The sequence below is a fragment of the Ruicaihuangia caeni genome (assembly GCF_029952955.1).
Lineage (GTDB): Bacteria > Actinomycetota > Actinomycetes > Actinomycetales > Microbacteriaceae > Ruicaihuangia > Ruicaihuangia caeni.
Map to the genome: position 1 here is coordinate 473,289 of NZ_JASATX010000001.1, position 25,395 is coordinate 498,683.

26 protein-coding genes and 1 tRNA gene are annotated in these 25,395 nt (G+C 67.6%); 14 read left to right on the top strand and 13 right to left on the bottom strand.

The genetic code is table 11. The annotated features are described in order from the left end of the window. Window positions 1-8: 8 nt before the first annotated feature. A tRNA-Arg gene (locus QF206_RS02130) sits at window positions 9-81 on the bottom strand. A gap of 74 nt (window positions 82-155) precedes the next feature. Between QF206_RS02130 and QF206_RS02135 the strand changes: the two genes are divergently transcribed. Continuing rightward, window positions 156-659, top strand: coding sequence for a gamma carbonic anhydrase family protein (locus QF206_RS02135; RefSeq protein WP_281487548.1), 504 nt, complete (start codon window positions 156-158; stop codon window positions 657-659). A 63-nt stretch (window positions 660-722) separates the two neighbouring features. On the opposite strand, the gene QF206_RS02140 is transcribed toward QF206_RS02135, so the two are convergent. Then, on the bottom strand, window positions 723-1,616 hold the full coding sequence (locus tag QF206_RS02140; RefSeq protein WP_281487549.1) for a hypothetical protein: 894 nt from the start codon (window positions 1,614-1,616) through the stop codon (window positions 723-725). Between the two features lie 107 nt (window positions 1,617-1,723). Between QF206_RS02140 and msrA the strand changes: the two genes are divergently transcribed. The 6 genes from msrA (at window position 1,724) to QF206_RS02170 (ending at window position 6,077) form a co-directional block, all read left to right on the top strand. Further along, window positions 1,724-2,251 carry a peptide-methionine (S)-S-oxide reductase MsrA gene (gene msrA, locus QF206_RS02145; RefSeq protein ID WP_281487550.1) on the top strand — a complete coding sequence of 176 codons (528 nt, stop codon included), beginning with the start codon at window positions 1,724-1,726 and terminating at the stop codon, window positions 2,249-2,251. 136 nt (window positions 2,252-2,387) lie between these two features. After that, window positions 2,388-2,597, top strand: coding sequence for a methyltransferase (locus tag QF206_RS02150; protein ID WP_281487551.1), 210 nt, complete (start codon window positions 2,388-2,390; stop codon window positions 2,595-2,597). A 184-nt stretch (window positions 2,598-2,781) separates the two neighbouring features. Then, window positions 2,782-3,261 carry a single-stranded DNA-binding protein gene (ssb, locus tag QF206_RS02155; RefSeq protein WP_281487552.1) on the top strand — a complete coding sequence of 160 codons (480 nt, stop codon included), beginning with the start codon at window positions 2,782-2,784 and terminating at the stop codon, window positions 3,259-3,261. A gap of 70 nt (window positions 3,262-3,331) precedes the next feature. Next, window positions 3,332-3,817, top strand: coding sequence for a DUF6993 domain-containing protein (locus QF206_RS02160; RefSeq protein ID WP_281487553.1), 486 nt, complete (start codon window positions 3,332-3,334; stop codon window positions 3,815-3,817). Window positions 3,818-3,904: 87 nt separating this feature from the next. After that, entirely contained in the window at window positions 3,905-5,587 is a 1,683-nt protein-coding gene (gene ettA, locus QF206_RS02165) for an energy-dependent translational throttle protein EttA (RefSeq protein ID WP_281487554.1), read from the top strand. Then, entirely contained in the window at window positions 5,580-6,077 is a 498-nt protein-coding gene (locus tag QF206_RS02170; RefSeq protein WP_281487555.1) for an acyl-CoA thioesterase, read from the top strand. The genes ettA and QF206_RS02170 overlap by 8 nt, the downstream gene beginning before the upstream one ends. Window positions 6,078-6,143: 66 nt before the next feature. Here QF206_RS02170 and QF206_RS02175 read toward each other — a convergent pair whose 3' ends face one another. Then, window positions 6,144-7,040 (bottom strand): acyl-CoA thioesterase, encoded by an 897-nt coding sequence (locus tag QF206_RS02175; RefSeq protein WP_281487556.1) that lies wholly within the window; start codon window positions 7,038-7,040, stop codon window positions 6,144-6,146. Window positions 7,041-7,059: 19 nt separating this feature from the next. Here QF206_RS02175 and QF206_RS02180 point away from each other — a divergent pair, with 19 nt between their 5' ends. After that, the gene (locus QF206_RS02180) at window positions 7,060-7,740 is read left to right on the top strand and encodes a DUF8185 domain-containing protein (protein WP_281487557.1); all 681 of its coding nucleotides are present in this window, start codon (window positions 7,060-7,062) and stop codon (window positions 7,738-7,740) included. Here QF206_RS02180 and QF206_RS02185 read toward each other — a convergent pair. The 5 genes from QF206_RS02185 to QF206_RS02205 form a co-directional block, all read right to left on the bottom strand. Beyond that, window positions 7,679-9,439 (bottom strand): FAD-binding dehydrogenase, encoded by a 1,761-nt coding sequence (locus QF206_RS02185; protein WP_281487558.1) that lies wholly within the window; start codon window positions 9,437-9,439, stop codon window positions 7,679-7,681. The two genes, QF206_RS02180 and QF206_RS02185, sit on opposite strands and share 62 nt — an antisense overlap. Window positions 9,440-9,569: 130 nt before the next feature. Further along, window positions 9,570-11,264 (bottom strand): thiol reductant ABC exporter subunit CydC, encoded by a 1,695-nt coding sequence (gene cydC, locus QF206_RS02190; protein WP_281487559.1) that lies wholly within the window; start codon window positions 11,262-11,264, stop codon window positions 9,570-9,572. Then, window positions 11,257-12,909: a thiol reductant ABC exporter subunit CydD gene (cydD, locus tag QF206_RS02195; protein ID WP_281487560.1), complete on the bottom strand. Its 1,653-nt coding sequence runs from the start codon at window positions 12,907-12,909 to the stop codon at window positions 11,257-11,259. The genes cydC and cydD overlap by 8 nt, the downstream gene beginning before the upstream one ends. 5 nt (window positions 12,910-12,914) lie before the next feature. Then, entirely contained in the window at window positions 12,915-13,964 is a 1,050-nt protein-coding gene (gene cydB / locus QF206_RS02200; RefSeq protein ID WP_281487561.1) for a cytochrome d ubiquinol oxidase subunit II, read from the bottom strand. 9 nt (window positions 13,965-13,973) lie between these two features. Then, window positions 13,974-15,398, bottom strand: a complete 1,425-nt coding sequence (locus QF206_RS02205) for a cytochrome ubiquinol oxidase subunit I (RefSeq protein ID WP_281487562.1) — start codon at window positions 15,396-15,398, stop codon at window positions 13,974-13,976. 84 nt (window positions 15,399-15,482) lie between these two features. Between QF206_RS02205 and QF206_RS02210 the strand changes: the two genes are divergently transcribed. Then, the gene (locus tag QF206_RS02210; protein ID WP_281487563.1) at window positions 15,483-15,824 is read left to right on the top strand and encodes a BlaI/MecI/CopY family transcriptional regulator; all 342 of its coding nucleotides are present in this window, start codon (window positions 15,483-15,485) and stop codon (window positions 15,822-15,824) included. Between the two features lie 4 nt (window positions 15,825-15,828). Then, the gene (locus QF206_RS02215; RefSeq protein ID WP_281487564.1) at window positions 15,829-16,752 is read left to right on the top strand and encodes a M56 family metallopeptidase; all 924 of its coding nucleotides are present in this window, start codon (window positions 15,829-15,831) and stop codon (window positions 16,750-16,752) included. Between the two features lie 40 nt (window positions 16,753-16,792). Here QF206_RS02215 and QF206_RS02220 read toward each other — a convergent pair whose 3' ends face one another. From QF206_RS02220 to pepN, 3 genes are all read right to left on the bottom strand, one after another. Continuing rightward, window positions 16,793-17,215, bottom strand: a complete 423-nt coding sequence (locus QF206_RS02220; RefSeq protein WP_281487565.1) for a globin — start codon at window positions 17,213-17,215, stop codon at window positions 16,793-16,795. Then, window positions 17,208-18,272: a mechanosensitive ion channel family protein gene (locus QF206_RS02225; protein WP_281487566.1), complete on the bottom strand. Its 1,065-nt coding sequence runs from the start codon at window positions 18,270-18,272 to the stop codon at window positions 17,208-17,210. The genes QF206_RS02220 and QF206_RS02225 overlap by 8 nt, the downstream gene beginning before the upstream one ends. An 83-nt stretch (window positions 18,273-18,355) precedes the next feature. Then, a complete protein-coding gene (gene pepN / locus QF206_RS02230; protein WP_281487567.1) occupies window positions 18,356-20,893 on the bottom strand; it encodes an aminopeptidase N in 2,538 nt (845 codons plus the stop codon). Window positions 20,894-21,094: 201 nt separating this feature from the next. Between pepN and QF206_RS02235 the strand changes: the two genes are divergently transcribed. Then, window positions 21,095-21,703, top strand: coding sequence for a mycothiol-dependent nitroreductase Rv2466c family protein (locus QF206_RS02235; RefSeq protein ID WP_281487568.1), 609 nt, complete (start codon window positions 21,095-21,097; stop codon window positions 21,701-21,703). On the opposite strand, the gene QF206_RS02240 is transcribed toward QF206_RS02235, so the two are convergent. Then, window positions 21,666-22,382 carry a hypothetical protein gene (locus tag QF206_RS02240; RefSeq protein ID WP_281487569.1) on the bottom strand — a complete coding sequence of 239 codons (717 nt, stop codon included), beginning with the start codon at window positions 22,380-22,382 and terminating at the stop codon, window positions 21,666-21,668. The two genes, QF206_RS02235 and QF206_RS02240, sit on opposite strands and share 38 nt — an antisense overlap. A gap of 215 nt (window positions 22,383-22,597) precedes the next feature. Here QF206_RS02240 and QF206_RS02245 point away from each other — a divergent pair, with 215 nt between their 5' ends. Then, complete coding sequence (locus QF206_RS02245; protein ID WP_281487570.1) at window positions 22,598-23,083, top strand: ribose-5-phosphate isomerase; 486 nt, start codon at window positions 22,598-22,600, stop codon at window positions 23,081-23,083. Next, the gene (locus QF206_RS02250) at window positions 23,083-24,102 is read left to right on the top strand and encodes an Fpg/Nei family DNA glycosylase (protein WP_281487571.1); all 1,020 of its coding nucleotides are present in this window, start codon (window positions 23,083-23,085) and stop codon (window positions 24,100-24,102) included. Before QF206_RS02245 ends, QF206_RS02250 begins: the two co-directional genes overlap by 1 nt. 63 nt (window positions 24,103-24,165) lie before the next feature. Here QF206_RS02250 and QF206_RS02255 read toward each other — a convergent pair whose 3' ends face one another. Then, on the bottom strand, window positions 24,166-24,366 hold the full coding sequence (locus tag QF206_RS02255; protein ID WP_281487572.1) for a DUF2510 domain-containing protein: 201 nt from the start codon (window positions 24,364-24,366) through the stop codon (window positions 24,166-24,168). Window positions 24,367-24,666: 300 nt separating this feature from the next. Between QF206_RS02255 and QF206_RS02260 the strand changes: the two genes are divergently transcribed. Next, the gene (locus tag QF206_RS02260) at window positions 24,667-25,377 is read left to right on the top strand and encodes an SOS response-associated peptidase (protein WP_281487573.1); all 711 of its coding nucleotides are present in this window, start codon (window positions 24,667-24,669) and stop codon (window positions 25,375-25,377) included. Window positions 25,378-25,395 lie beyond the last annotated feature (18 nt).

A 25,395-nucleotide genomic window follows, 5' to 3' on the forward strand; every position in this document is an offset into this window, starting at 1 on the left:
TTCGATCGCGCCCCCAGCAGGACTCGAACCTGCAACCTACGGATTAGAAGGCCGTTGCTCTATCCATTGAGCTATGGGGGCCAACTTCAAGAGGCTACTACGCCTACTGCCGCTGCTCTGCAGCGCCTGCTCAGAGCCGACTAGCATCGGGAACCATGCAGCGGAGCATCAACGGGCACACTCCTGAGATCCACGAGACCGCGTGGATTGCGCCAACAGCGGCGGTGCTCGGCGACGTGCACCTCGGGCCCAAGACGAGCATCTGGTACGGGGCCGTGTTGCGGGGCGATCGCGATCGCATCGAGATCGGCGAGGCGAGCAACCTTCAAGACGGCGTCGTCGTGCACTGCGACCCCGGCAAGCCCGTCACCGTGGGTTCGTTCGTGTCGGTGGGCCACAAGGCGATGCTGCACGGGTGCACGATCGGCGACGGAGCGCTCATCGGCATCAGCGCGACAGTGCTGAACGGAGCGGTCGTCGGCGAACAGAGTCTCGTCGCCGCAGGCTCGGTGGTGCTCGAGGGCACCGTCGTACCGCCCCGCTCGCTCGTCGCCGGTGTGCCGGCGAAGGTGCGCCGCCAGCTCAGCGACGATGAGGTGGAGCGTCTGCGGAGCAATGCCGAGAACTACCTCGGCATCACCGAGTTGCACCGCGACTGAACGGTCTGCCCCACTGTCGCTGCGCGCTGCGGAGATGCTGCTCGGCTGGAAGCTCTCAGCGTGTCAGTCGTCGGTCGGCGGGTTCGTGCGCTGACGCACCGTGCTCGCGGTGACGGGCGGTGCGTAGCCGTCGCCGTGACCGGCCCCGGCGGGAGGAGTGGCGATGGGCCCCGAGACCGGAGACTCCACCACAGGCTCGGACTCTGGTGTGCTCGCGGCGGGCGACGCAGGGCTTGCAGCCTCGACGGGGGAGGCGGCGATGACGGTCGTCCGGCCGGTGCTCGGTGCGCTCACGGCGTCAGCGGCATCCGCCGTCCGTGCATCCGCCGTCCGTGCATCCGCGGGTCGCTCGGGGTGCGCAGCGCCGGCACCTGCACCTGCACCCGAAGTGTGCAACGGGCCGGGCTCGTGCGCCTTCGCCCACTCCTGCTGCTTCACTGAGAGGTCCTGCTCAGGCGTCGGTGCCTGGAACTTCCACTGCTCGAGGTCGTACTTCAAGACCTTGCGAGCGCGCGCCGGCTTGTGCTGCCACTCGATGAGCCGGTCTCGGAACTCCTCCAGCGTCTGCTCGGCCTGAAAGCTGAAGATGGCCGAGTTCTTCTTCATCTCGGCGATCTGGTGCGCGGCCCAATCAGCCGCGATGGTCGAACCAGAGACAGGCAGAAGCCGGATGCGCGCATCCGCCTCGCTGATCAGCGTGTCGTAGTGCTGCTGCTCCACGGTCGAGAGGCTGCTCCATGTGGCAGCCTTGCGTCCCACCCCGATCAAGGTGGCGATCGCGGATGCCTTGAGTTCGCGATCCTGGAACGCCAGCAGCCTCCGGGCCGATGCGCGCCCGATCCACGCCGCGATGAGGCCGGCGATCACGATCGCAAGTAAGGGGAAGACGGCGGTGGTCAGCACGCGCCAGCCTTCGTCTGATGTGATCCAGTCAACGAGGTCGTTCCACCACTGCATGGTTCGCACCCTACAGCGGTGCGTCGCCGCTGCCCGGGCGACAGGCATTGCTACGCCAGATTGCTTCTTCAAGTCTCATGCCCAGCCTGCGCGCGTACGCTGTGATCATGCAGACGTTCGTGCTCGCCGGTGGTTGTTTCTGGTGCCTGGATGCGGTGTACCGCACGCTCGAAGGCGTCACCGATGTCGTTTCCGGCTATTCGGGGGGCCACGTCGCCGACCCGAGCTATGAACTCGTGTGCACGGGCACCACGAATCACGCCGAGGTCGTCGCGGTCACCTTCGACGAGCAGGTGATCCCCGCGGAGACCATCCTCGACGTGTTCTTCACGCTTCACGACCCGCGCCAGATGAACCGCCAGGGCAATGACATCGGCACCCAGTACCGCTCCTCGATGTTCTACGCAGACGAAGACCAGAAAGCGCTCTTCGAAGCCGCCCGCGATCGAGCGAACGAGTACTGGGAGGGCGGCATCGTCACCACGATCGAGCCCCTCGGCGAGTTCTACCGAGCGGAGGAGCACCACCAGGACTTCTTCGCGAAGAATCCTGACCAGGGCTACTGCCTGGCCGTGGCGGTGCCGAAGGTGAACAAGGTGCGTGCCGCGTTCGCGAAGTACATCAAGGCAGCCTGAGCGAGCTTCGGGCGGGCGTCTCACGTCCGGCGTCCTTCGGTTGGAGGTCGGCCTTCTGATGCGCGATCCCGCCGCTGCTGCTGAACGATCGGCGCGCACGGCGTACGCTCCGAAGCACGACGAAGGGAGTTCGACGATGAACGAAGGCGTGTTCGACCAAACCTGGGTCGCCATCGGCCCTGCCGGGGCCGTCGGAGCCGTGCATCGGGTCGAAGGGTCCTTCACCTTCAAGCTGCTCAGCGATGGCGAGCTGCGCGGTCGTTACGACTCGCTCGAGGCCGCTAAGAATGCGCTCATGGCGGCGCTGCCGCCCGGGTCAGCACGGCCCGAGTTCCGCGAGCACTGAGCGTCGGGGCGGATCGGCGTCCTCTCCTCCCCAAACGTGTGGCGCTGCGCTTCTGCCCCTTTCGGTGCAGCGTCCGACCGCGGGTCATGCCGTGGGCCGATGCTGCTCGTACGGACCCCGGTGGCGCATCACCCGGCACGAGACGCTCGCCGGGGTCCCTTCATTCCACGAAGGGGACATCACCATGAACGACACTCTTTGCATCACCGGCACCGTGGCAACCGAGCCGAGGCATTCGATCACGACAGCGGGCTTGGAGATCACGAGCTTCAGGCTGGCTTCGACCGCTCGCCGCTTCGATCGCGAGAAGCGCGAGTGGATCGACGGTCACACCAATTGGTACACCGTGAGCGCCTACCGCCAGCTCGCTCGGCACGCGCAAGAGTCGATCCGGAAAGGCGAGCGTGTGATCGTCATGGGCCGGTTGCGCATCCGCGAATGGGAGAACGGGCAGAAGACCGGCATGGCGGTCGAGATCGACGCGGATGCTGTCGGCCACGACCTGCTATTCGGCACCAGCACGTTCACGCGAGCGATCTCGCGTTCCGAGTCCGCTCCGTCTGCTGCAGAAGAAGCAGCAGTGGGTAATGCTGACGCCGCGATCTCCGATTGGCCTTCGACAGTTCCGGCTTCCGAACGCGAGCCGGTGCCGACTCCGTTCTGACGCTTGTTTCCGCTCGACCGCCGAGCGCCCGCCAAGTCAGGCTCGCCGATGGCAGCCTAGACTCGCAGTCGTGAACGCACGCCGAGGTCGTCTGGTCGCGCCGAGGGCAGCGCTGGTCGGCGCGGCCCTCACGCTCTTGCTCACGGCGTGCGCGCCGGAAGGCGCGGTCCAGCCTGCTCCGAGCGCAACAGCGTCGAAGCCCGCGCCCGACGACGAAACGCCGTCTCCAGGCAGCTTCGACCCGGACGCGAGCGTCGAGGAGAACCTGAGGTTCTTCGACCACGTGAACCGGCAATCGATCGGAGACGACTCCATCCCCGGCGGTCAGGTCGTGATCGACGGACTGCGGGCGCACGGGCTCGGCGTCGAGGTGCTGGAAGTGACCCCCGATACGACGCCCGACGGGCATCGCGCAGACGCGGTGCAGTTCGCCGCACGCCTTGGTGACCGTTGCCTGCTCGGGCAGGTGAGCGAGCAAGGCTATTCGAGCGCGGTCGCGCCCGTGCTGGCAGGGGGCAATTGCCTCGTCGGCGTGACCCGCGCCATCGACTGGTGAAGCGCGCGGCAACGCCGCTCGTGGTGCCGAGGCGGACACCGACGGGCCCCACAGAGAGCGTGCCTCGCCGACGCTAGGCTTGAAGCCATGGCAGAATACATTTACTCGATGGTCCGCGCCCGCAAGAAGGTCGGCGACAAGCTCATCCTTGACGACGTGACCATGGCGTTCCTGCCGGGGGCGAAGATCGGTATGGTCGGCCCGAACGGTGCCGGTAAGTCCACGATCCTCAAGATCATGGCAGGCCTCGACACGCCGAGCAATGGCGAGGCGAAGCTCACGCCGGGCTTCAGTGTCGGCATCCTCATGCAGGAGCCCGAGCTCGACGAGTCGAAGACCGTGCTCGAGAACGTGCAGGAGGGCGTCGGCGCGATCAAGGGCAAGCTCGACCGCTTCAACGAGATCTCCGCGGCCATGGCCGAACCCGATGCTGACTTCGACGCCTTGCTCGCCGAGATGGGCACTCTCCAGGAAGAGATCGACGCGGCGGATGCCTGGGACCTCGACTCTCAGCTCGAGCAGGCGATGGACGCGCTGCGCTGCCCGCCCGGCGACGCCGAGATCACTCACTTGTCGGGCGGTGAGAAGCGCCGCGTCGCGCTCTGCAAACTGCTGCTCGAGAAGCCCGACCTGCTCCTCCTCGACGAGCCCACGAACCACCTCGACGCCGAGAGCGTGCTCTGGCTTGAGCAGCACCTGCAGAAGTACCCCGGCGCCGTGATCGCGATCACGCACGACCGGTACTTCCTCGACCACGTCGCCGAATGGATCGCCGAGGTCGACCGCGGCCGCCTGTACCCCTACGAGGGCAACTACTCCACCTACCTCGAGAAGAAGGCCGAGCGCCTCGAGGTGCAGGGCAAGAAGGACGCCAAGCTCGCCAAGCGCCTCGCTGACGAACTCGAGTGGGTGCGCTCGAACGCGAAGGGACGCCAGGCGAAGTCGAAGGCGCGTCTCGCTCGCTACGAGGAGATGGCGGCCGAGGCCGAGCGCACGAGAAAGCTCGACTTCGAAGACATCGTGATCCCGCCCGGTCCTCGCCTGGGTGACGTGGTCATCGAGGCCAAGAACCTCAACAAGGGCTTCGGTGAGCGCGTGCTCATCGACGGATTGAGCTTCAGTCTGCCGCGCAACGGCATCGTGGGCATCATCGGCCCGAACGGTGTCGGAAAGACCACGCTGTTCAAGACGATCGTGGGCCTCGAACCCCTCGACGGCGGCGATCTCAAGGTCGGCGAAACGGTCAAGATCTCGTACGTCGACCAGAGCCGCGCGGGCATCGACCCGAACAAGACGCTGTGGGAGGTCGTCTCCGATGGCCTCGACATCATCACCGTCGGCAAGACCGAGATCCCCTCGCGCGCATACGTTTCGAAGTTCGGGTTCAAGGGACCGGACCAGCAGAAGCGCGCCGGTGTGCTCTCGGGCGGCGAGCGGAACCGCCTCAACCTTGCGCTGACGCTCAAGCAGGGTGGCAACCTCCTGCTGCTCGACGAGCCCACCAACGACCTCGACGTCGAGACGCTGTCGAGCCTTGAGAACGCGCTGCTGGAGTTCCCGGGCTGCGCCGTCGTGATCACTCACGACCGGTGGTTCCTCGACCGCATCGCCACGCACATCCTCGCCTACGAGGGCACCGAGGAGAACCCGGCGAACTGGCACTGGTTCGAGGGCAACTTCGAGGCCTACGAGCAGAACAAGATCGAGCGACTGGGCCCGGACGCGGCGAAGCCCCACCGCTCGACGTACCGCAAGCTCACGCGTGACTGACCCGGCCGGCGTGCCTGCGCGGGCGGATGCTGCGGAATCCGCTCGTGTGCGCATCCCCGTGCAGGTGCGCTGGGGCGACCTCGACCCGTACAACCACGTCAACAACGTGGCGCTCATGCGGATCTTGGAAGAGGCTCGCGTGCGCGCATTCTGGGCTCCGGCCGCGGCAGACGAACCTCGTCTGCCGACAGCCGTGTTCCAGCCGGGAGACGACTCGCAGACGTTCATCGCATCGCACCGGGTCGAGTACCTGAAGCCCATCGACTACCAGCGCGAGCCGCTGGACGTGCAACTGTGGCTGCAGCGCATCGGCGGGGCGAGCTTCGAGATCGCGTACGAAGTGTTCAGCTCAGCGGGTCTCACGACGCGAGCCAGTTCGACGCTCGTCGTCGTGCACGGCCCGACCGGCCGGCCGCGCCGCCTGCGGGACTACGAGCGGGCCGCTTGGGAGCCGTACGTCGGTGAGCCCGTCGCCTTCAGCCGCGCCTAGCGAAGACTCGGTTTCCTGAGCCCTGCTGCAGGGAAGCGCCTTAGGGAGCGTCCCCCGAGCAGCTGCTCAGGAGCGCGGGGGAGCGAACCGGGGATGTCGCACCATGCCTTCTTGAGCGACCGTGGCGACAAGCACGCCGTCGCGCGTGAAGTAGTGCCCGAGGCTGAGTCCGCGCCCGCCGCTTGCGCTGGGCGACTCTGTGACGAAGAGCAGCCACTCGTCGACGCGGAACGGGCGATGCCACCACATCGCGTGATCGAGGCTCGCCGTCTTCACGCCCGGCGTCGTGAGCGCGATGCCATGGCGACGGAAGATCGGCTCGAGGATGCCGATATCACTCGCGTAGGCCAGGGCGGCCCGATGGATCGCCTGGTCGTCGGGCATCTCGCCGAGTGCGCGCGTCCAGACCGCCTGGTGGGCCACCTGTTCATCGTCGACCGTGAAGTAGATGCTGTTCGGCACGTGTCGGAGGTCGAAGGGGAACTCCGAGGCGAGACGGCGCATGGCCTCGAAGTCGCTCGCACCGAGGAACTCATGGGCGCTCTGGAGCGTCTCCGGCTCGGGAAGGTCGGCCGGCATCTCGGCCTGGTGCTCGAGCCCCGGGTCATCGTCTTGGAATGAGCAAAGGGTCGACAGGATCGGCAGCCCGTGCTGGTAGGCCTGCACCCGGCGGGTGCTGAACGAGCGCCCGTCGTGCGTGCGGTCGACGCTGAACGTGATCGGCAGCGCAGCGTCGCCCGGCCGCACGAAGTACCCGTGTAGCGAGTGGATCTCGCGGCCCTCGGCGACCGTGTACGAGGCTGCGCGAATCGCCTGCGCAAGCACCTGCCCACCGAAGACGCGTCCGTTGGGCATCCAGTGGCTCGGCCCGGTGAAGATGTCGGCGCTCGTGCGCGCGCCGGTGTCGGTCAATTCGAGGGTTCGGAGCAGACCGTCGATCCGTGAACGATGCTCAGGCGCCATTCAGGTAGTTTAGAGCCGAATGAGCCCCACGTTTTCTCTCGTCGACCGCCAGTCGCTGGCAGACCTCCTCGTGTTCGCGGGTCGAGCCGCCCGCGTCGAAGAGGGGTCGATCCGGCTCATCGCCTCGGGCCGAGTGCTCGCCGTTTACGCTGCGGTGCTCTACCCGGTGGGGCTGCTCGATGAGACGCCCACAGTGCTCGGCCTCCGCACCTTCGCGCTCGCTGAGCACGCCGACTTCGACGTCGTGGTGCCGGTGCGGTCGTTGATCCAGCGGCTGGAATGGCTGCGTGGTGATGACTCGGCGGATGCCGAGGCAGTAGTCGAGGTGAGTGTTCCCCACGAGGTCCACAGCGTCACGTGGGCTGCGATCTCACCGCCGCGCGGCGGCTGGCACAGCCTTGCGACGCTCGCACCGCAGACCCTCGAAGAGCGCGCCAAGACGGGAATCGACGAAGTCGCCTCGGCCGTTCCCGGATCGCTCGGCGAATCGCTCGTGCACCGTGTGCGTAGTGAGGTGTGGGGGAAACCCATGCCCGAAACGCCGGAGATCCCCGCCGGCGCCGCGTTCGCGGCATACAGTCTGGGCTTCCTCGGCGATGACCCTGTCCGCGTGCTCGAGGCCGCGCCGTGGACGCGCCTCACGACCACGCGCGGCCACGTTCTGGTTCGGCGCCGGGGGCGCGGTCCGACGGTGCGCTGAGCGGCGCCCCAGTCTGCTCGGCCAGATCGAGCTCGTCGGCGATCGCCCTTCCCGCGGTGCGCCCGGTGAAGAGGCATCCACCGAGGAACGTGCCCTCCAACGCCCGGTACCCGTGCATGCCGCCACCGCCGAATCCGCTCGCCTCGCCGACCGCGTAGAGGCCGGGCAGTGGCGTGCCGTCGTCTCGGAGCGCCCGAGCCGACAAGTCGGTCTGGATGCCGCCGAGGCTCTTCCGAGTGAGCACGTGCAGCTTGACCGCGATCAGAGGGCCGTTCGCCGGGTCCGAGAACCGGTGCGGGCGGGCAGCACGCACAAGTCGGTCACCGCGGTATGCGCGCGCAGCCCGGATCGCAGCGAGTTGAGGGTCCTTTCCGAACGAGTTCTCGAGTTGGGCGTCGCGCAGCTCCACTTCCCGGCGGATGTTGGCGGTGTCGAGCGGCGCCTCCGGCGAATGCCGCAGCATGCCCGCCAAGAGATCATCGAGGGTGTCGGCGACGACGAAGTCTGCGCCCTGCCGCTTGAACTGCTCGACCGGGATGGGCGCGCCGCGTCCGAGCCGCTGCCGCAGCAGGCTGAGCACGCTCTTGCCGGTGAGGTCGGGGTTCTGCTCGCTCCCCGACAGCGCGAACTCCTTCTCGATGATCCGCTGCGTCAGCACGAACCAGCTGTGGTCGTGCCCCGTGGCGCGCAGGTGCGCGAGCGTACCGAGCGTATCGGCGCCCGGGAATAGCGGCGCCGGCAAGCGCTTCCCGGTCGCGTCGAACCACAACGATGAAGGGCCGGGGAGGATGCGGATGCCGTGCCCCGGCCACTCGGGATGCCAGTTCTCGATTCCCTCGACGTAGTGCCACATGCGGTCGCCGTTCACCAACCGCGCGCCTGCCGTGGCGGCAGCGCCCAGCATCCGCCCGTCCACGAATGCGGGGACACCGGTGAGCATGCGCTCCGGCGGTCGGCCGAGGCGGGGCGGCCATTGCGCCCGCACCATTCCGTGGTTGCCGCCGATACCGCCGCTGGCGATGACCACGGCCCTCGCGTGGGCTTCGAAGACGCCCACCGGGTCTCGGTTCGTTGCCCGACCGCGCAGGGCTTCGTCGTCGCGCAGCACGGTGCCGTGCACGCCGCCGACCCGACCATCGGTGATGAGCAATCCGTCGACGCGGTGCCGGAAGCGCACTTGGGCGCGACCCTTCCGAACAGCCGCCCAGAACTTGCGAGCGAACGGTTCGAGCAGGCCCGGGCCCGTGCCCCAGACGATGTGGAATCGCGGTACAGAATTACCGGGGCCCGCGGCACCGTGGCCTCCGCGCTCGGCCCAGCCGACCACTGGGAAGAAACGGATGCCGTGGTCTCGCAACCACTCGCGCTTCTCGCTCGCCGCGAATCGAAGATACGCCTCGGCCCAATCGCGCGCCCACGAGTCCTCTGCGCGGTCGAAGCCGGCAGTGTCGCGCCAGTCCGTGTGCGCGAGCGCATGGCTGTCACGTACGCCCATTCGGCGCTGCTCCGGCGAATCGACGAGGAACAGCCCGCCGAACGACCACCAGGCCTGACCGCCGAAGTTCGCCTCCGACTCCTGGTCGAGCAGGAGCACCTGTCTGCCTCGTTCGAGCAGTTCGCACGCGGCGACGAGCCCCGACAGGCCGGAGCCGATCACGATCGCATCGGGCTGCTCGTACGATCCCGTGTGTCGCCCCATCGCGCGCCTCCCTCGCTCCGCTCCATCGCGGCGCGGACGCTCGGCCGGGGTGTGCTGAGAGTGACCCGCCTCACCGGCATCCGTGCAGACAACCTAGCGAACGCCCGGGATCGCGCGCTCGCGGAACGGGTCAAGCTGAGGCGGGCGTGTCGTCCGTCTCCCTCGTGGGCTCGAGGTCGATGATCCGATCGATGAGTTCCGTGGGAGCGCCGGTGTGGGAGATCAGGAGCACCGTCCGATCGCCGGATGCCGCCAGCAGGTCCCGCAGCAGCGTCTCGGCGCGCGCGCCGTCGACATTCGCCGTCGGCTCGTCGAGCACCAGCACCGGGGCGTCGGCGAGCAGCGCTCGCGCCAGGGCGATGCGCTGGGCCTGACCACCGGAGACGAGTGCGCCACGCTCTCCGACAGGAGCGTCGAGCCCACCCCGCGCCCGCACCCAGTCGCCGAGACCGACGCGTTCGAGCACTGCCAGAAGCTCCTCGTCGTCGGCCTCCGGCTTCGCGAACACCAGATTCTGCCTGAGATCGATGTCGAACAGCCACGGGGTCTGCTCGCAGAGCCCCACGATGCGGCGCACGGAATCGGGATGCAGCTCGCGCGCCTCGATGCCGCCGATCCGGTACGAGCTCTGATAGTCGATGAAGCGGACCAGTACATGCGCGAGCGTCGTCTTGCCCGACCCGCTGGGACCCTGCAGCAGCACACGCTCTCCTGGTGCAAGGGTCAGGTCGACGTCCTTGATCGCCGGCCGATCCGACCCGGGCCAGCGCGCGCTGAGCGACCGCAGGGCGATGTGCGGCGCTCCGGCCGGCACGGATGCCGGTCGAGCGGGTGCGACTGGGACGCCCGCTGGAGCCTCCGCCGGCACGGCGCCGGCCACGCGCTCGGCCCCGGCGTGTGCGATCCGCCTCGCCTGCATCACGAGGGGCACCGCACCGGCGACCTCGAACACCGCGAGAGGCACCATGGCGACGACCGCGAACGCTGGTGCGCCGATGTCACCGGCGAAAAGGGACGGCGCAGCCACGAGCACCGATCCCAGTACTGCCGCCCCGCTCGCGAGCGCCATGACGGCTGCGGTGAGACCAGCGCCCGCAGCGGCACGCGCGCTCGCCCGCTGCAGTGCGTTCCCGAGTGCGAGCACGCGTTCGCGACTGGCTCCCTCAGCGTCGAACGCCCGGAGGGTCTCGAAGGCGCCGAAGTGATCGAGCAGCGCATCGGCGAGGGCACCGCGCAGCGGGCCGATCGTGCGCTCGGCGCGTGCGGCCGCGAGTGACTGCGTCGTGACGGCGAGCACCACACCCACGATCAGGCACGCCAGCAGCACTCCGGCCGCCGAGGCGTCGAGCATTGCGATGCCGGTGACCGCAGCGGTCAGCACGACCAGGGTGCTGGCGAGCGGCTGGATCACACGCAGCGGATGCTCCTGCAGGTCGTCGACATCGTGCACGAGCCGGCTCAACAGCTCTCCGCGACGCAGCGCTCGGGTGCCGTCAGGCGCGATCGGAATGAGCCGAGAAAGGATGCCGGTGCGCAGTTCGGCGAGTTCACGGAACGCGGCGTCATGCCCGAGCAGGCGCTCGAGGTAGCGGAACACCGCACGAGAGAGCGCGAATGCGCGGACCCCGACGACTGCGAGCGAAAGGAAGAGAATGGGCGGCTGCTCAGAGGCGCGCGTGATGAGCCACGCCGAGCAGGCGAGCAGCGCGACCGTGCTCGCGGCGGAGAGCGCTCCGGCCGCGATCGCCGGTAGCAGGCGGTGAAGCGGGGGGCGAGCGAGTCCGAGCACCGCGCGAGCTGCCTGCGACAAGCGTGGTTCAGACATGTTCGAGCGCTCCTACCCGCACGACCGCGTCGGCGCGCCGCAACACCGACTCCCGGTGGGCGACGACGACCACGATGCGACCCTCTGCCGCGAGCTCACGGAGAGAGGAGATCAGCGCGGTCTCGGCGGCTTCGTCGAGCGCCGAGCTCGGCTCGTCGAGGAGCAGCAACGGCAGATCCCGTTCGAGCAGGCGATAGAGGGCGCGGGCCACCGCGAGGCGCTGCGCCTGCCCTCCAGAGAGCCCAGAGCCTCCGGGACCCAGAGTGCGCTCCAGGGGCAGCCCTGCGAGGCCTGTGAGCGCCAAGCAGCGCTGCACGAGCAAGGTGTCGATGCGCCTCGCACCGAGCGTGACGTTGTCGATGATGGGGCCCGCGACCAGTTGTGGGCGCTGACCCGCCCATGCGATGCGATCGAGAGTCAACGGCGCACCGTCGAGCAGTACGAGGCCGGATGCCGGGGCGAAGCCGAGCAGCGCGTCCAGCACCGTGCTCTTGCCCGCGCCGCTCTCGCCGGCGATCGCGGAGACCTGGCCCCTTGCCGCATCCATGTCGAACGCGTCGACGATGCGCTGGTCGCCGCGCTGCACGGTGAGACCGCGCACGTGCAGTCCCGGGGGAGCGGGCGCCGCTGCAGAGAGCGAATCGACTCTCGCAGCATCCGTGTCGCCCGGCTCCGACTGCGCTCTGTGATCCGCTGCTTCTTCGATGATGGCGAACGCGCTCTCGGCTGCCGCCATGCCGTCGGCCGATGCGTGGAATTGCGCACCGACGTTGCGAACCGGAAGGAACACCTCGGGGGCGAGCACGAGCACGAACAGCGCCGGCAAGAAGTCCATCGTGCCGTCGACGAGGCGGAGCCCGGCTGTCACCGCGACCAGGGCGACCGAGAGCGAACCCGCGAGTTCGAGCACGAACCCGCTCAGGAAAGTCACGCGCAGCACGCGCATGGTGCGACGACGGTAGTCGTGCGTCACGGCGCGGAGGCGAGTGACCTGCCGGTGCTGACGGCCGTGCAGGATCAAGGTGGCGAGGCCGCCGACGACTTCGAGGAACGCCCGCGCCAGCTCTTGGAGGGCTTCCCACTGGCGACGCTGCACGGCGCTCGTCGCGAGCCCGATGAGCACCATGAAGACGGGGATGAGCGGCAGCGCGAGCGCGACGATCACACCGCTCAACGGGTCCGCCGACCACATGGCCACGACCAGCAGCGGCGTCGCGATGCCGGTGAGGAGCAGCTGCGGCAGGTAGCGCGCGAAGTAGCCGTCGAGCGAATCAAGGCCCGCGCCGGCCACCGTGGCGAGCTCAGTGCTCGAGCGGTCGCGGAGCCGATCTGGCCCGAGGCTCGCTGCCGCCGCGAGCACCTGCTTGCGCAGCTCCTGCCGCACGCGAGCCGCACCCGCAAGACCCGTGAGCTCCCAGAGCCAGGCGGCGAGGGCGCGGACCACGACGCTCGCGGCGAAGAGCGCGATGAGACCGCGGAGCTCGAAGGCGTGTCTGCCCTCGATGAAACCGGTCACAAGGCCAGCGAGCGCCCATGCGAAACCGACGATCGCTGCGGTCTGCACGATGCCGATCAACATGCCCGACGCGAGGAGCAGCCGGGCGGAGCGGGCGAAGCGGAGCAGCCGAGGGTCGAATGGGCGCATGGTGCTCAGCGCGCCGCCTCTTCAGCTGCCGACTGGTCGAGTTCGGCGTTCTCGATCGTCTGCCTGGTGATCCGCTTCCGGAAGACCCAGTACGTCCATCCCTGGTAGGCGAGGATGAGCGGCAAGAAGATCAGCGCGGTCCAGCTCATGACCGTCAACGTGTAGGGCGAGCTGGCGGCGTTCTCGATCGTCAGGCCGTTCGCGGCGTCGTTCGATGCCGGCATCACATCGGGGAATAGGGCCGCGAAGAGCGCGGCCACGGCGGTGGCGATCGATACGGCCATGAACGTGAACGACACGCCCTCGGCACCGCGCAGGTTCGCCAGCAGTGCTGCCACGAGCGATGCCGCCGCAACGGCGGCCAGGGGCCAGAACCAGCCCGCGCCGTGCGCGAACCCGGTCCACAGCAAGAACGCCGCGGCGACCACGACTGTGATCGCTCCACTCCGTGCGGCCAATCGCTGCGCCCGTTCTCGGATCTCGCCGGCTGTCTTCAGCGTCACGAACACCGCGCCATGCGTGAAGAACAGCATGAGCGTCGTGAGACCACCGAGCAGCGCATATGGGCTGAGCAGGTCGAAGAAGGTTCCGATGTAGTTGTGCTCGGCATCGAGCGGCACACCCTGCACGATGTTCGCGAAGGCGACGCCCCACAGCATGGCGGGCACGGCCGAGCCGATGATGATCATCAGATCGAAGCGGGCCTTCCAGCTGGCCTCGGGCCGCTGGTGGCGGTATTCGAACGACACGCCGCGCGCGATGAGCGCGAGGAGGATGACGAGCAAAGCGAGATAGAAGCCGCTGAAGAGCGTCGCGTACCACTCGGGGAACGCCGCGAAGAGCGCGGCGCCCGCGACGATGACCCATGTCTCGTTGAGATCCCACACCGGCCCGATGGTGTTGATCAGCACGCGGCGGTCGACGTCGTCGCGTCCGAGGAACTGCAACGTCATCCCCACGCCGAAGTCGAATCCGTCGAGCACGAAGTAGCCGATGAACAGCGCCGCGACGATCCAGAACCAGAGGGTTGGGAGATCGAATCCTGCAAGATCCATGGGGTCCTCCTAGTAGACCGTCGTGGCGGGTTCGGCGCGTCCGGTCTGCTCGTCGACCGAGGGCGTGGCCGGTCCCTTCTGGATCGCTCGCACGATGAGTCGGAACTCGACGACCGCGAGGGTGCCGTAGACGAGCGTGAACGCGACCAGCGAGATCAGCACTTCAAGGCCGCTCACGTTCGGCGAGACGCCCGACTCCGTCGGCAGGAGCCCGAAGACGAGCCACGGTTGCCGTCCCATCTCGGTGAAGATCCAGCCGACGATCATGGCACCGAGCGACAGCGGGAACGACCAGATCGCAACGCCCCAGATGAGTCGCGGAGGGATGCGGAAGAGCCTCGGCTCGCGGCCGCCCCGGGTGAGCCACAGACCGACGGCGGCGATCGCCGCGTGCGCCAGGCCGAGACCGATCATCCAGCGGAACGACCAGTACGTGATCCAGATGATGGGCGTGTAGTCACCAGGCCCGTAGAGCGATTCGTACTGGCCCTGCAGATCGATGATGCCTTCGACGCAGCCGTCAAGGCTGTGCGTCGACAGCAGCGACAGCAGATATGGGATGCGAATGGAGAACAACTCGGTATATCCATCTGGTGTGCCCAGCGTGAACACCGAGAACGAGGCATCCGCTCCGCATACCGTGTTGAAGGTCGCCTCCGCAGCCGCCATCTTCATCGGCTGCGTCGCCACCATCGAGAGGCTGAGCTGATCGCCGAAGAACGTGGTGAGCGCGGCGGCGATCACCATCATCCACAGTCCCAGCCGGAGCGCGGGTCGCATGCTCTCGCGGTGCTGTCCTCGGGCAAGATGCCACGCGGCAGCGCTGATGATGAGGCCGGCCGTCACCATGAAGCAGGCGAAGATCGTGTGCGGGAAGGCCGCGAGCGCGACCGGGTTCGTCAGCAGCTCCCAGATGTCGACGAGCTCGGCTCGGCCCTTCGCCTCGTTGATGGCGTACCCGACCGGGTTCTGCATGAACGCGTTCGCGGCGATGATGAAGTACGCCGACAGCACTGTTCCGGCGGCCACGATCCAGATCGTCGCAAGGTGAAGACGGCGGGGGAGCTTGTCCCAGCCGAAGATCCACAACCCGATGAACGTCGCCTCGAGGAAGAAGGCGAGTAGGCCCTCGAGAGCGAGCGGTGCACCGAACACGTCGCCGACGAATCGGGAGTACTCCGACCAGTTCATGCCGAACTGGAACTCCTGCACGATGCCCGTCACGACGCCCATCGCGAAGTTGATGAGGAAGAGGGTGCCGAAGAAGCGAGTGAGCTGCAGATAGACGACCTTGTCGGTGCGCACCCACGCCGTCTGGAAGATCGCCACCGTCGTCGCCATGCCGATCGTGATGGGTACGAAGAGGAAGTGGTAGATCGTGGTGAGCCCGAATTGCCACCGCGCGAGCAGCAGCGGGTCGAGGAGTTCGTTCACGCGCTCCGTCCGTTCTCTACAGGGCGTAGAAGTTTCTTCTACTGAGCGTAGAGCATCGCCCGTGGTGCAGCTAAACTGGGGTCCATGGCAAGGCTTGGAGAACTCGAACGCGCAGTCATGGACGCGCTGTGGGATGCTTCGGCGCCGCTCACCGCGAATGAGTTGCGCGACTGCCTCGCCGAGCGCGCGCTGGCGCAGACCACGATGCTCACCGTGCTGAGCCGGCTCGAGGCCAAGGGCTTCGTGGCGGCTGACGGCGATCGCCGCCCCAAACGATTCAGCGCTCGCCGCAGTCGTGCCGACCACACGGCCGAGCTCATGCTCGAGGTGCTCGGCAGCGCTTCGGATCGAGAGGCCGCACTGGCGCGGTTCGTCGACACGGTGACTCCCCGAGAGGCCGACACGCTCCGACGACTGCTCGGCTGAGCCGATGGCAATCGCTTGCGCAGCGATCGCGCTTCTCGCGGTGCTGCTGGCGTGGCCCGTGCCGGTGGTGCTGGCACGCGCTCGCTGGACCACGAGATCGCCGGCGGTTGCGCTCGCTCTTTGGCAGGCGATCGCGCTCGGCGGCGGGCTCGCCATGATCGGATCGCTGCTGGGCTACGGGCTGCTGCCCACCGGGCTCGGGCTCGTCGAGGCTGTGCCCGTGTTCGCAGGGGCCTTGTTCGCCGGGCCGCTGCCGGCTGCGGTGGGTGTCACGCAAGGGCTGGCGTTGAGCGCCGCGGTGATCCTCGGCATCCATCTGCTGCTGAATCTCGCACGCACGGCTGCCGTGACCGAGCGTCAGCGCCGTCGGCACCGCGAGCTGGTCGGCCTGCTGAGCTCCCCGATCCCGTCGCAACCAGGGGCTCGGATGCTCGATCATCCCGCGCCTGTGGCCTATTGCCTGCCCGGCGTGCGCACGATCACCGTGCTCTCGCAGGGCCTCATCGAGCTGCTCGCCGACGACGAGCTCGAGGCGGTGCTGGCGCATGAGCGCACGCACCTGCGGCAGCAGCACCACCTCGTGCTGCTCGCCTTCAAAGCGTGGAACGCTGCGCTGCCGTGGTTCCCGATCGCGAATCGTGCAGAGCGCTCAGTCGCGGAACTGGTCGAGATGCTCGCCGACGACGAAGCACGGCGCACGGTGAGCGGGGAGACGCTCGCCCGCGCCATCAAGCGAGTCGGCAGTGCCTGGGAATCCCCGGATGCCTCGGGCACCGGCTACGTGCCCGACGCCGTCGCGGTGCAGCGCCGCGCCGAGCGACTGGAGCCCGGGAACCGACCGCTCTCGCCCGCGGCTCGGAGCGCGGTGCTCGCCGGCTCCGCCGCGCTCGCGCTCGCCCCCGCGATCTTCATGCTCGGTCTTCTGTAGGCCCCGGATTCGTCCTATGGCCGGACGGCCCGGGGTGCGATCACTCGTCGAAGGTGTTGACCAGTGAGTGCGCTGCGCGCTCGAGATAGTCCCAGAGCGTCTCGTGCTGCAGCGGCGGCAGCTCCAGTGAGTCGACGGCGACGCGCATATGATGCAGCCAGCGATCGCGCGCGGCCGGGTTCACCTTGTACGCCGCGTGCCGCATCCTCAGGCGAGGATGGCCCCGTTCCCGGCTGTAGTCGGCCGGTCCGCCCCAGTACTGCTCGAGAAAGCCCGTCAGTCGCTGGATCGCCCCTTCGAGATCGTGCTCGGGATACATGGGCCAGAGCAACTCGTCGCCGCGCACGCCCTCGTAGAAGCGTCGAACGAGCCGCTCGAAGGTCGCACGTCCGCCGACCTGAGCCCAAAAGGTCTCGAGCGCCGCATCGCCGTGCTCGCCGGTGCGGAGGGTCAGATCAGCCATGGTCCTTCGTGTCTTTCGGGTCGTTCGGGCGATGCGCGTCGTCGGCGCCCGTGTTCTTCTGCATGCGCAGCACGCCCTTGCGCCTCGGCGCGGTGTTGCGAGTGGGCAGGGGAGCCGTCTGCGGGGGCCGTGAACCCATCACACTCGTCGCCCCTTCGAATCCGCTGAGCACCACGCTATTCAGCGAGGGCAGTCGGATGCCGGCATCGTCGAGCGCGCGCTTCAGGCGCGCCCTGAGTTCACGGCCCACGTCGTCACGGCTCGATGATCGCGCCTTGACGACGACTCGCACGATCACGGCCTCATCCGAGATCGACTCGATGCCCCACACTTCCGGCCGCTCGAGGATGCGCGTGCGCCACTTCGAATTGGTGGCCATGTCATTCGCGGCGTCGAACACCAGTTGCTGCACCTGGTCGATGTCGTGCTCATACGGGACTGCAAGGTCGGTGATCACGCGCGCCCACCCGAGCGACATATTGCCCACGCGCACGATCTCACCGTTGCGCACGAACCACAGCGTGCCGTTCACATCGCGCACATGCGTGATGCGGATGCCGACGTGCTCGATCACGCCCGTGGCGGGACCGAGGTCGACCACATCGCCGACGCCGAACTGGTCTTCGCTCACCATGAACAGGCCGTTGAGGATGTCCTTGACGATGTTCTGCGCGCCGAAGCCGAGGCCCGCACCGACTGCGGCGCTGATGACGGCGAACGCGGCGGTCGCGTTCGGCAGCAGGATCGCGATGAGCACGAGCGTGGTGACGACGATGACCGTTGCGGTGACGATGCTGTTGAACACGCCGCCGAGCGCCCGGGTGCGCTGCACGATCCGAACCGCGGCGAGCGGCGACGCCTGCAGGGCCTGGGTGTCTTCGACCTGGTTGCGCTTCTTGACGCCGGTCACGATGCGATGCACGACCCGCCTGATGACCGCGTGCAGCAGCAGGCGGACGACGACGGCGCCGACGATCACCAGTACTGCCGTGATGGGAATGCGCCAGGTCTCGTAGAACTCGGCCAGGCCGGCCCAGAACGTCGTGAACTCCTCCATGCGCATCCCTCAGCGTGAACGCGGTCCGTGCACCGGCGCAACCCTCGCCGGAGCTTCTGGCGGGCACCAGTTCGGGATGACGATCACCGCCGGTCGCGGTCCTGCGCGGCGAGCGCGCGCTCCACTCCGGCGAGCGCCTCGATCACGAGTCGCCGCAGCGCTGGCGGTTCAGGGTTCTCTTCGAGCCAGGCGCGAGTGGCCTCGGCCAGTTCGCGCGAGGCGAGTGGCGCGGGGTACAGACCGACGATGATCGTCTCGGCCATGTGGTAGCTGCGTTCACTCCACACCGCGGCGATCTGGTCGAAGTAGCGCTCCACGAGCGGCTGGAGCAGCGTCGCGTCGTTCGCGTGCTGGAAGCCGAGCGCGGCGTTGCGCACGATCGCATTGGGCAGCGAAGTGTCGTTGATCACTGCCTCGAACGCTGCGAGCTTGCCCTCTGCAGTGGCGATCGTCGCGCGCGCTCGGGCTGCGGCCTGCTGGCCGTTCGCTGTGTTGTCGGCTTCAAGGGCCTTCGCGATCTCGGCTTCGCCCGCGGCACCGTTGAGCACGAGCCCCTCGAGCAGTTCCCATCCGAGGTCGGTATCGATCGCGAGGCCCTCGAGCGCGATGGCGCCATCGCGCAATCCGCGGAGCGTGTCGACGTGCTCAGCGGTCGAGGCGAGACCCGCGAAGAACTTGACGAACTGGAACTGGGCGTCGCTTCCCGCTTCGGCCTGCTCGGCGAGACGCCAGAGGTCTGTCGCCGCCTGCTCGAGGATTCCCTGGCGCGTTGCCGGATCGACATACAGTCGCACCGTCGTCACCAGCTGATTCAACGTGGTGCGGATGGTCGTCGACTCCGTCTCCGCAGCGATGTTCTGCAGTACGAGGCGCACGTAGTCGCTCGGGCGAGTCTCGGCATCCCGCGTCGCATCCCATACCGCGCCCCACACGATCGCCCGGGCGAGCGGCTCATCGATATCGCTCAGGTGCGCGAGCGCGGTCTCGAGCGAGCGCTCGTCGAGGCGGATCTTCGCGTAGGTCAGGTCGTCGTCGTTCAGCAGCACCAGGTCGGGACGGCGGATGCCGGCGAGCTGGGGCACCTCGGTGCGCTCGCCGTCGACGTCGAGCTCAACTCGGTGCTCGCGCACGAGCTTGCCGTGGCGCAGGTTGTAGAAGCCGATTGCGAGGCGGTGCGGCCGGATGGTGGGGTAGTCGTCAGGGGCGCTCTGGAGCACTGCGAACGAGGTGATGGTCTCGCCGTCGTCTTCGATCTCGGCTCGAAGGGTGTTGACGCCGGCGGTCTCGAGCCAGAGCTTCGACCACTCGCCGAGCTCGCGGCCGCTGGTCGCCTCGAGCTCCACGAGCAGATCGCGCAGTTCGGTGTTGCCCCATTCGTGCTTCTTGAAGTACGCGGCAACGCCGGCGAAGAAGGCATCGCGGCCGACCCAAGCGACGAGTTGCTTGAGCACGCTGCCGCCCTTGGCGTAGGTGATGCCGTCGAAGTTGACGAGCACATCCTCGAGGTCGTTGATCTCGGCGACAACCGGGTGCGTCGAGGGGAGCTGGTCCTGGCGATACGCCCAGGTCTTCTCCATCGCCTGGAACGTCGTCCACGCCTCGTGCCACTCGGTCGCCTCGGCGGTGGCGATGGTCGAAGCCCACTCGGCGAACGACTCATTGAGCCAGAGGTCGTCCCACCACTTCATGGTCACGAGGTCGCCGAACCACATGTGAGCCAGCTCGTGCAGGATCGTCACGACGCGGCGCTCCTTGACCGCATCCGTGACCTTGCTCCTGAAGACATAGGTCTCCGTGAACGTGACCGCGCCCGCATTCTCCATCGCGCCGGCATTGAACTCGGGCACGAAGAGCTGGTCGTACTTCTCGAACGGGTACGGGTAGTCGAAGTGCTCCTCGAAGTACGCGAATCCCTGCCGCGTCTTCTCGAAGACGTAGTCGGCGTCCATGTACTCCGACAGCGACGCCCTGCAGAACACGCCGAGCGGAATGGTACGGCCGTCGCTGCTGGTGAGCTCGCTCCGCACGACGTCGTACGGCCCCGCGACGAGCGCCGTGATGTACGACGAGATGCGCGGTGTCGGCGCGAACGACCACGTCGCAATATCGCCGCTCACGACCGGCTCGGGAGTCGGCGAGTTGCTGACGACCTGCCAGCGGGCGGGCGCCGTCACCGTGAAGCGGAAGGATGCCTTGAGATCAGGCTGCTCGAAGACGGCGAACATGCGGCGACTGTCGGGCACTTCGAACTGCGAGTACAGATAGACCTCGCCGTCGACGGGGTCGACGAAGCGGTGCAGGCCCTCACCCGTGTTCGTGTACTCGGCATCCGCGAGGATCTCGAGCACGTTCTGCTCGCGCAAGCCGTCGAGTTGCACGCGAGATTCGGCGAACACCGTGCGGGGGTCGAGGGCACGACCGTTGAGCACCACCTTGTGCACTCGACGTGCGATCAGATCGATGAAGGTCGAAGCGCCGGGTTCGGCGGAGAACCGCACAGTGGTCGCCGAAGAGAACACCTCGTCGCTGACCGTCAGGTCGAGCGCCACGTCGTAGCTCGCGACCTCCACGAGGCGCTGTCGTTCCTGCGCTTCCAGACGGGTGAGGTTCTCTCCTGGCACGTGCCTGCTCCTTCGGTGGACGACGTCGAGTGACGGCTTCGACTGACGGCTTCGAGCGAGACGACGCGTCGGCGTGTCGCCGCGATGATCAAGCCTAGCCCGCGAGTCGGACCCTCCAGCAGAAGCGCCGGACCTACCTCACGCCTGCACCCGAGATCGGGGGTGCCGGAGTGCTCAGACGCCTCGGGTACCGTGAACGGCATGGCTGCTCCGACTCGCGTTGATTTCTGGTTCGACCCTTCCTGCCCTTGGGCTTGGATGGCCAGCAGATGGGTCGACGAGGTGGCTCGGCACCGCGAGGTTGAGATCGACTGGCGGATCATGAGCCTGACGGTGCTGAACGAGAACAACGAGCTTCCCGACGACTACCGGACCATGCTCGACCGGGCCATCCGTTACGTGCGGCTCGTGACTGCAGTGCAAGAGCTCCACGGTCGCGAGCTCGTGAAGCCGCTCTACGACGCGCTCGGCGAGCGAATCCACCCGGGTGAGTCCGTCGACGCGGATGCCGTCATCGCCGGTGCACTGGAGGCGCTTGAACTCGACCCCGCGCTCGCCCGGTACGCAGACAGCGACGAGTTCGACGCGCAACTGAGGGCGAGCCATGCCGAGGGCATCGGTCGCGTCGGTCAGGACGTGGGCACGCCGATCATCTCGGTGGACGGGGTGGCGTTCTTCGGCCCTGTGATCTCACCGGCGCCGCGGGGCGACGACGCGCTGCGTCTCTGGGACGGCGTCGTCGCCGCAGCCTCCTACGACGGCTTCTTCGAGCTCAAGCGCTCGCGTACTCGCGGTCCGCAGTTCGACTGACCGTTCCGCTCGGGGCGGTTGCCGCGGATGCGGTCTGCTCGGCGACGCGCTCGGTATCGACGAACTGGTGCGCGAGTTCGATGCCGCGCTTCAGAAGTCGGCGGAGTCGGGCATCGTTGTCATCGACACAGGCCAGCGCGATGCCGTCGACCGCGCTCTGCACGAGGCACCGGCAATGGCGCGCCGACATTTCGCGGGGCAGCTTGCGCAAGTACCGGCCAAGGAAACCGCGCGCCCACCGCTCGGCCGCTGGAGCTGAGCTGAACGCAGCGTGAAGCCGGCCACGCATGTCGTCGGGCATGCCGCCCTGCGCATCCAGCGTTGCCTCCAACACGAGCGCTCCGACCGCGAGCGAGCGTTGCCGCTCTTCGAATGCCACCGGGAGCGCTGCTGCCGAGGCCTCGAGCGCGAGCAGCATGTCGAGCCGCACATCGTCGGTCGTCAAGCCGATGACCGACGGGATCATGGGCGCCAACTCATTGCGGGCGGCGTCGCTCGTGCAGTCATTGACCATGCGCGCAAGATTCGCGAGCCCCGCGTGCGTGCACTTCGGATGATCGCTCCATCGCTCGCCCGCAAGGTACGACGCGAACTCCATGAAGCACGCGCCGCGGCGCGGATTCCTGTGTCGACCGGCCGAGAGAATCGGCATGAGCGGTGACATCGTTGTCGGGTTCATCTGAGCCACCTCCGCTAGGGGCGTGTGCGTCATACCAATGTGCTCCTTTCGGGGGCCAAGATCAATGGTTCTCGGCCTCAGTTCGCTGTGTGATCTCCGTGTGCTCACCGGCTCCGCGAGTGATGCCGACGTGCGAACGCAGAGGGATCGCGAGCGGTGCGCCCCGGCATCCGGAGCAGCCGGCTCGCCCGGTACCGCTGCATAGACTTGGGCCCATGCGCATCCACATCGCCACCGACCACGCCGGTCTGGAGTTCAGCCGCGATCTTCAAGAGCACCTCGAGCGTGAAGGGCATGAGGTGATCGATCACGGGCCGAAGGAGTACGACCCGCTCGACGACTACCCCTCGTTCTGCATCAACGCGGCGCGCGCCGTGGTCGCCGACCAGCGGGCGGGCATCGAGGCGCTGGGCGTCGTGTTCGGCGGCTCGGGCAATGGTGAGCAGATGGCAGCGAACAAAGTCGAAGGCGCGCGCGCCGCGCTGGTCTGGAACCACGACACGGCTCGCCTCGCCCGCGAGCACAACGATGCCAACGTCATTTCGATCGGTGCCCGGCAGCACTCGATCGATGAGGCGGTGCTCTTCATCGACGCCTTCATCGCGACCCCGTTCTCCGGGGAGGAGCGCCATGCGCGCCGCATCGCGCAGCTCGCCGAATACGAGACGACGGGCGCGATAGCGGGCCACGAGATCCACTGATGCCCGAGGGTCACTCCGTACACCGCATCGCCCGCCAGTTCGCCGAGCACTTCGTCGGGCACACTGTGCGCGCCTCGTCGCCGCAAGGGCGGTTCGCCGCCGGCGCGGCGAAGATCGATGGGCGAGTGATGACCGATGCCCGAGCGGTCGGCAAGCACATGTTCCTGGAGTTCGGGGGCGGCGACTGGCTCAGGGTGCACCTGGGCATGTACGGCGCCTGGGACTTCACGGGCGACGTCACGGTGTCTGCCACGGCAACGCTGGCTGACGACGATGCGGAGGGTGCCGAAGGACGCTCTGACGACGATTCCGGTGACGGGTCGCCCGATCGGTCCGCTGGTTCTCCCATCATCGACGCCGCTGCAGAGGACTCGCTGCACAGCATCGGAGCACCGCGACGCACGCGGCTGCGAATGGCGGAGCGCGAGAAGCAGGGCGAGGACATCGATGTGTTCCCGCCCGAGCCGATCGGACAGGTTCGCGTGCGACTCCTGACCGAGTCGTCGTGTGCCGACCTCCGGGGACCGACCGCCTGCGAGGTCATCACGGCCGATGAGGTGGCAGCGGTGATCGCTCGGCTCGGCCCCGACCCGCTCGTCGACAGCCCCGAGGAGGGCGAGGAACGGTTCACCGCCGCCGTTCGCAGGCGAGCGACCCCGATCGGCGTGCTGCTCATGGACCAGTCGATCGTGAGCGGGATCGGCAACATCTATCGCGCGGAACTGCTGTTCCGTGCCGGCCTCGACCCGCACACCCCGGGAAAGCAGGTGCCCGAGGACTTGGTCAGGGAGTTGTGGCGCGACTGGACGAGGCTCTTGGTCGACGGCGTGCGCGTCGGTCAGATGATGACCATGGACGGACTCGACGAAGAGGCGTATCGGCGCGCGCTCGTGCACCGGGATGACCGGCACTGGGTATATCACCGCGCAGGGTTGCCCTGCAGGGTATGCGGCACGAACATCGCGATGGAACTCGTGGCCGGGCGCAAGCTCTACTGGTGTCCTGTCTGCCAGACCTGAACCTGCCAGACCTGAACCTGCCAGATTTGAGCAGGGATGCCGTCTTGCTGCCGCAGCCGCGGATCAGGCGAATTCGCGCATGCGCACCGGCAGGTCGTCGCCCTCGTAGTGGTCGACGGCGCCAGGTGCGAGATGGATCTCGGGGCGACGGTGCTCAAGCCGTTCCGACCAGCTGACGCCGGTCCACCAGCGGAGCAATGACGTGCCCAGCGGGTCGGGATACCAACCTGCGGGGACGGTGGAAACGGGTGCGTCCGAAGACATGACGGGCTCCTAGGGTGAGACCGCGGATGCGGGTATTTCGGGTTCGATCATCTGACCGGCTCGGGGGTGTGCCGGTCTTCGGGATGGGGCGGGTGTTTCGGGTGAATCTCGCGTGACCAGGGGTGGGTGCGGTCTTGCGAGTGCGAGCGGCGGGTACCGCTCTCGGGCTTCACGGTGTTCGGGTGGGAAACACAACGTGAATGTTGCTCCAATAGTAGATCCGAAGTCGAGCGCTCGACAACATCTCATCGGCGTGTCGCGGTGCCTCGACGCGGCCCCGGAACTGCGTACGCTGATGCCATGTGCGGCCGCTTCGCAGTCGATGACGAGGTCAACGAGATGATCGCCGAGTTCGTTTGGCAGACCGGCGCGAGGCCGGAGGACTGGCGCCCCGGCTGGGTCTCCTCGTACAACGTCGCACCGACGCAGCAGATTCCGGTACTGGTGGAGACCCTGGCCGATCGGCACGACCCGGCGAGCGCGGTCATACGTCGAGCAGAGGCGGCGCGGTGGTCGCTGATCCCCGGGTGGTCACGCGACGGAAAGCTGAAGTTCCCCACGTTCAATGCGAGGGCGGAAACGGCCGGCTCGCAATCCATCTGGAAAGACTCGGTCGTGAGCAGACGGGCGCTCGTGCCCGCAGCCGGCTATTACGAGTGGAAGACCGAGGGAAAGCGCAAGACGCCCTATTTCATCCGGCATCCGGAACACCCGATCGCCTTCGCCGGGCTCTATTCGTGGTGGAAGGGCACCGGAGAGTGGCAGCTCACCGCGTCGATCCTGACCATGCCCGCGAGCGATCAGCTCGAGTGGATCCACCCTCGGAACCCGATGCCGCTCCCTCATGAGGCCTGGGATTGGTGGCTCGACCCGACAGCACCCGGCGACCAGCGCATGGTCGACGAGGCGGTGCGGATGTCGCAGGCACAAGCGCAGCAGTTGATCGCCCACGAGGTCGCTCCGCTGAGCGGCGACGGCCCGAGCCTGATCGAGCCCGTGAACTCGCTCTAGGGCGTCCAGGCGATGGGG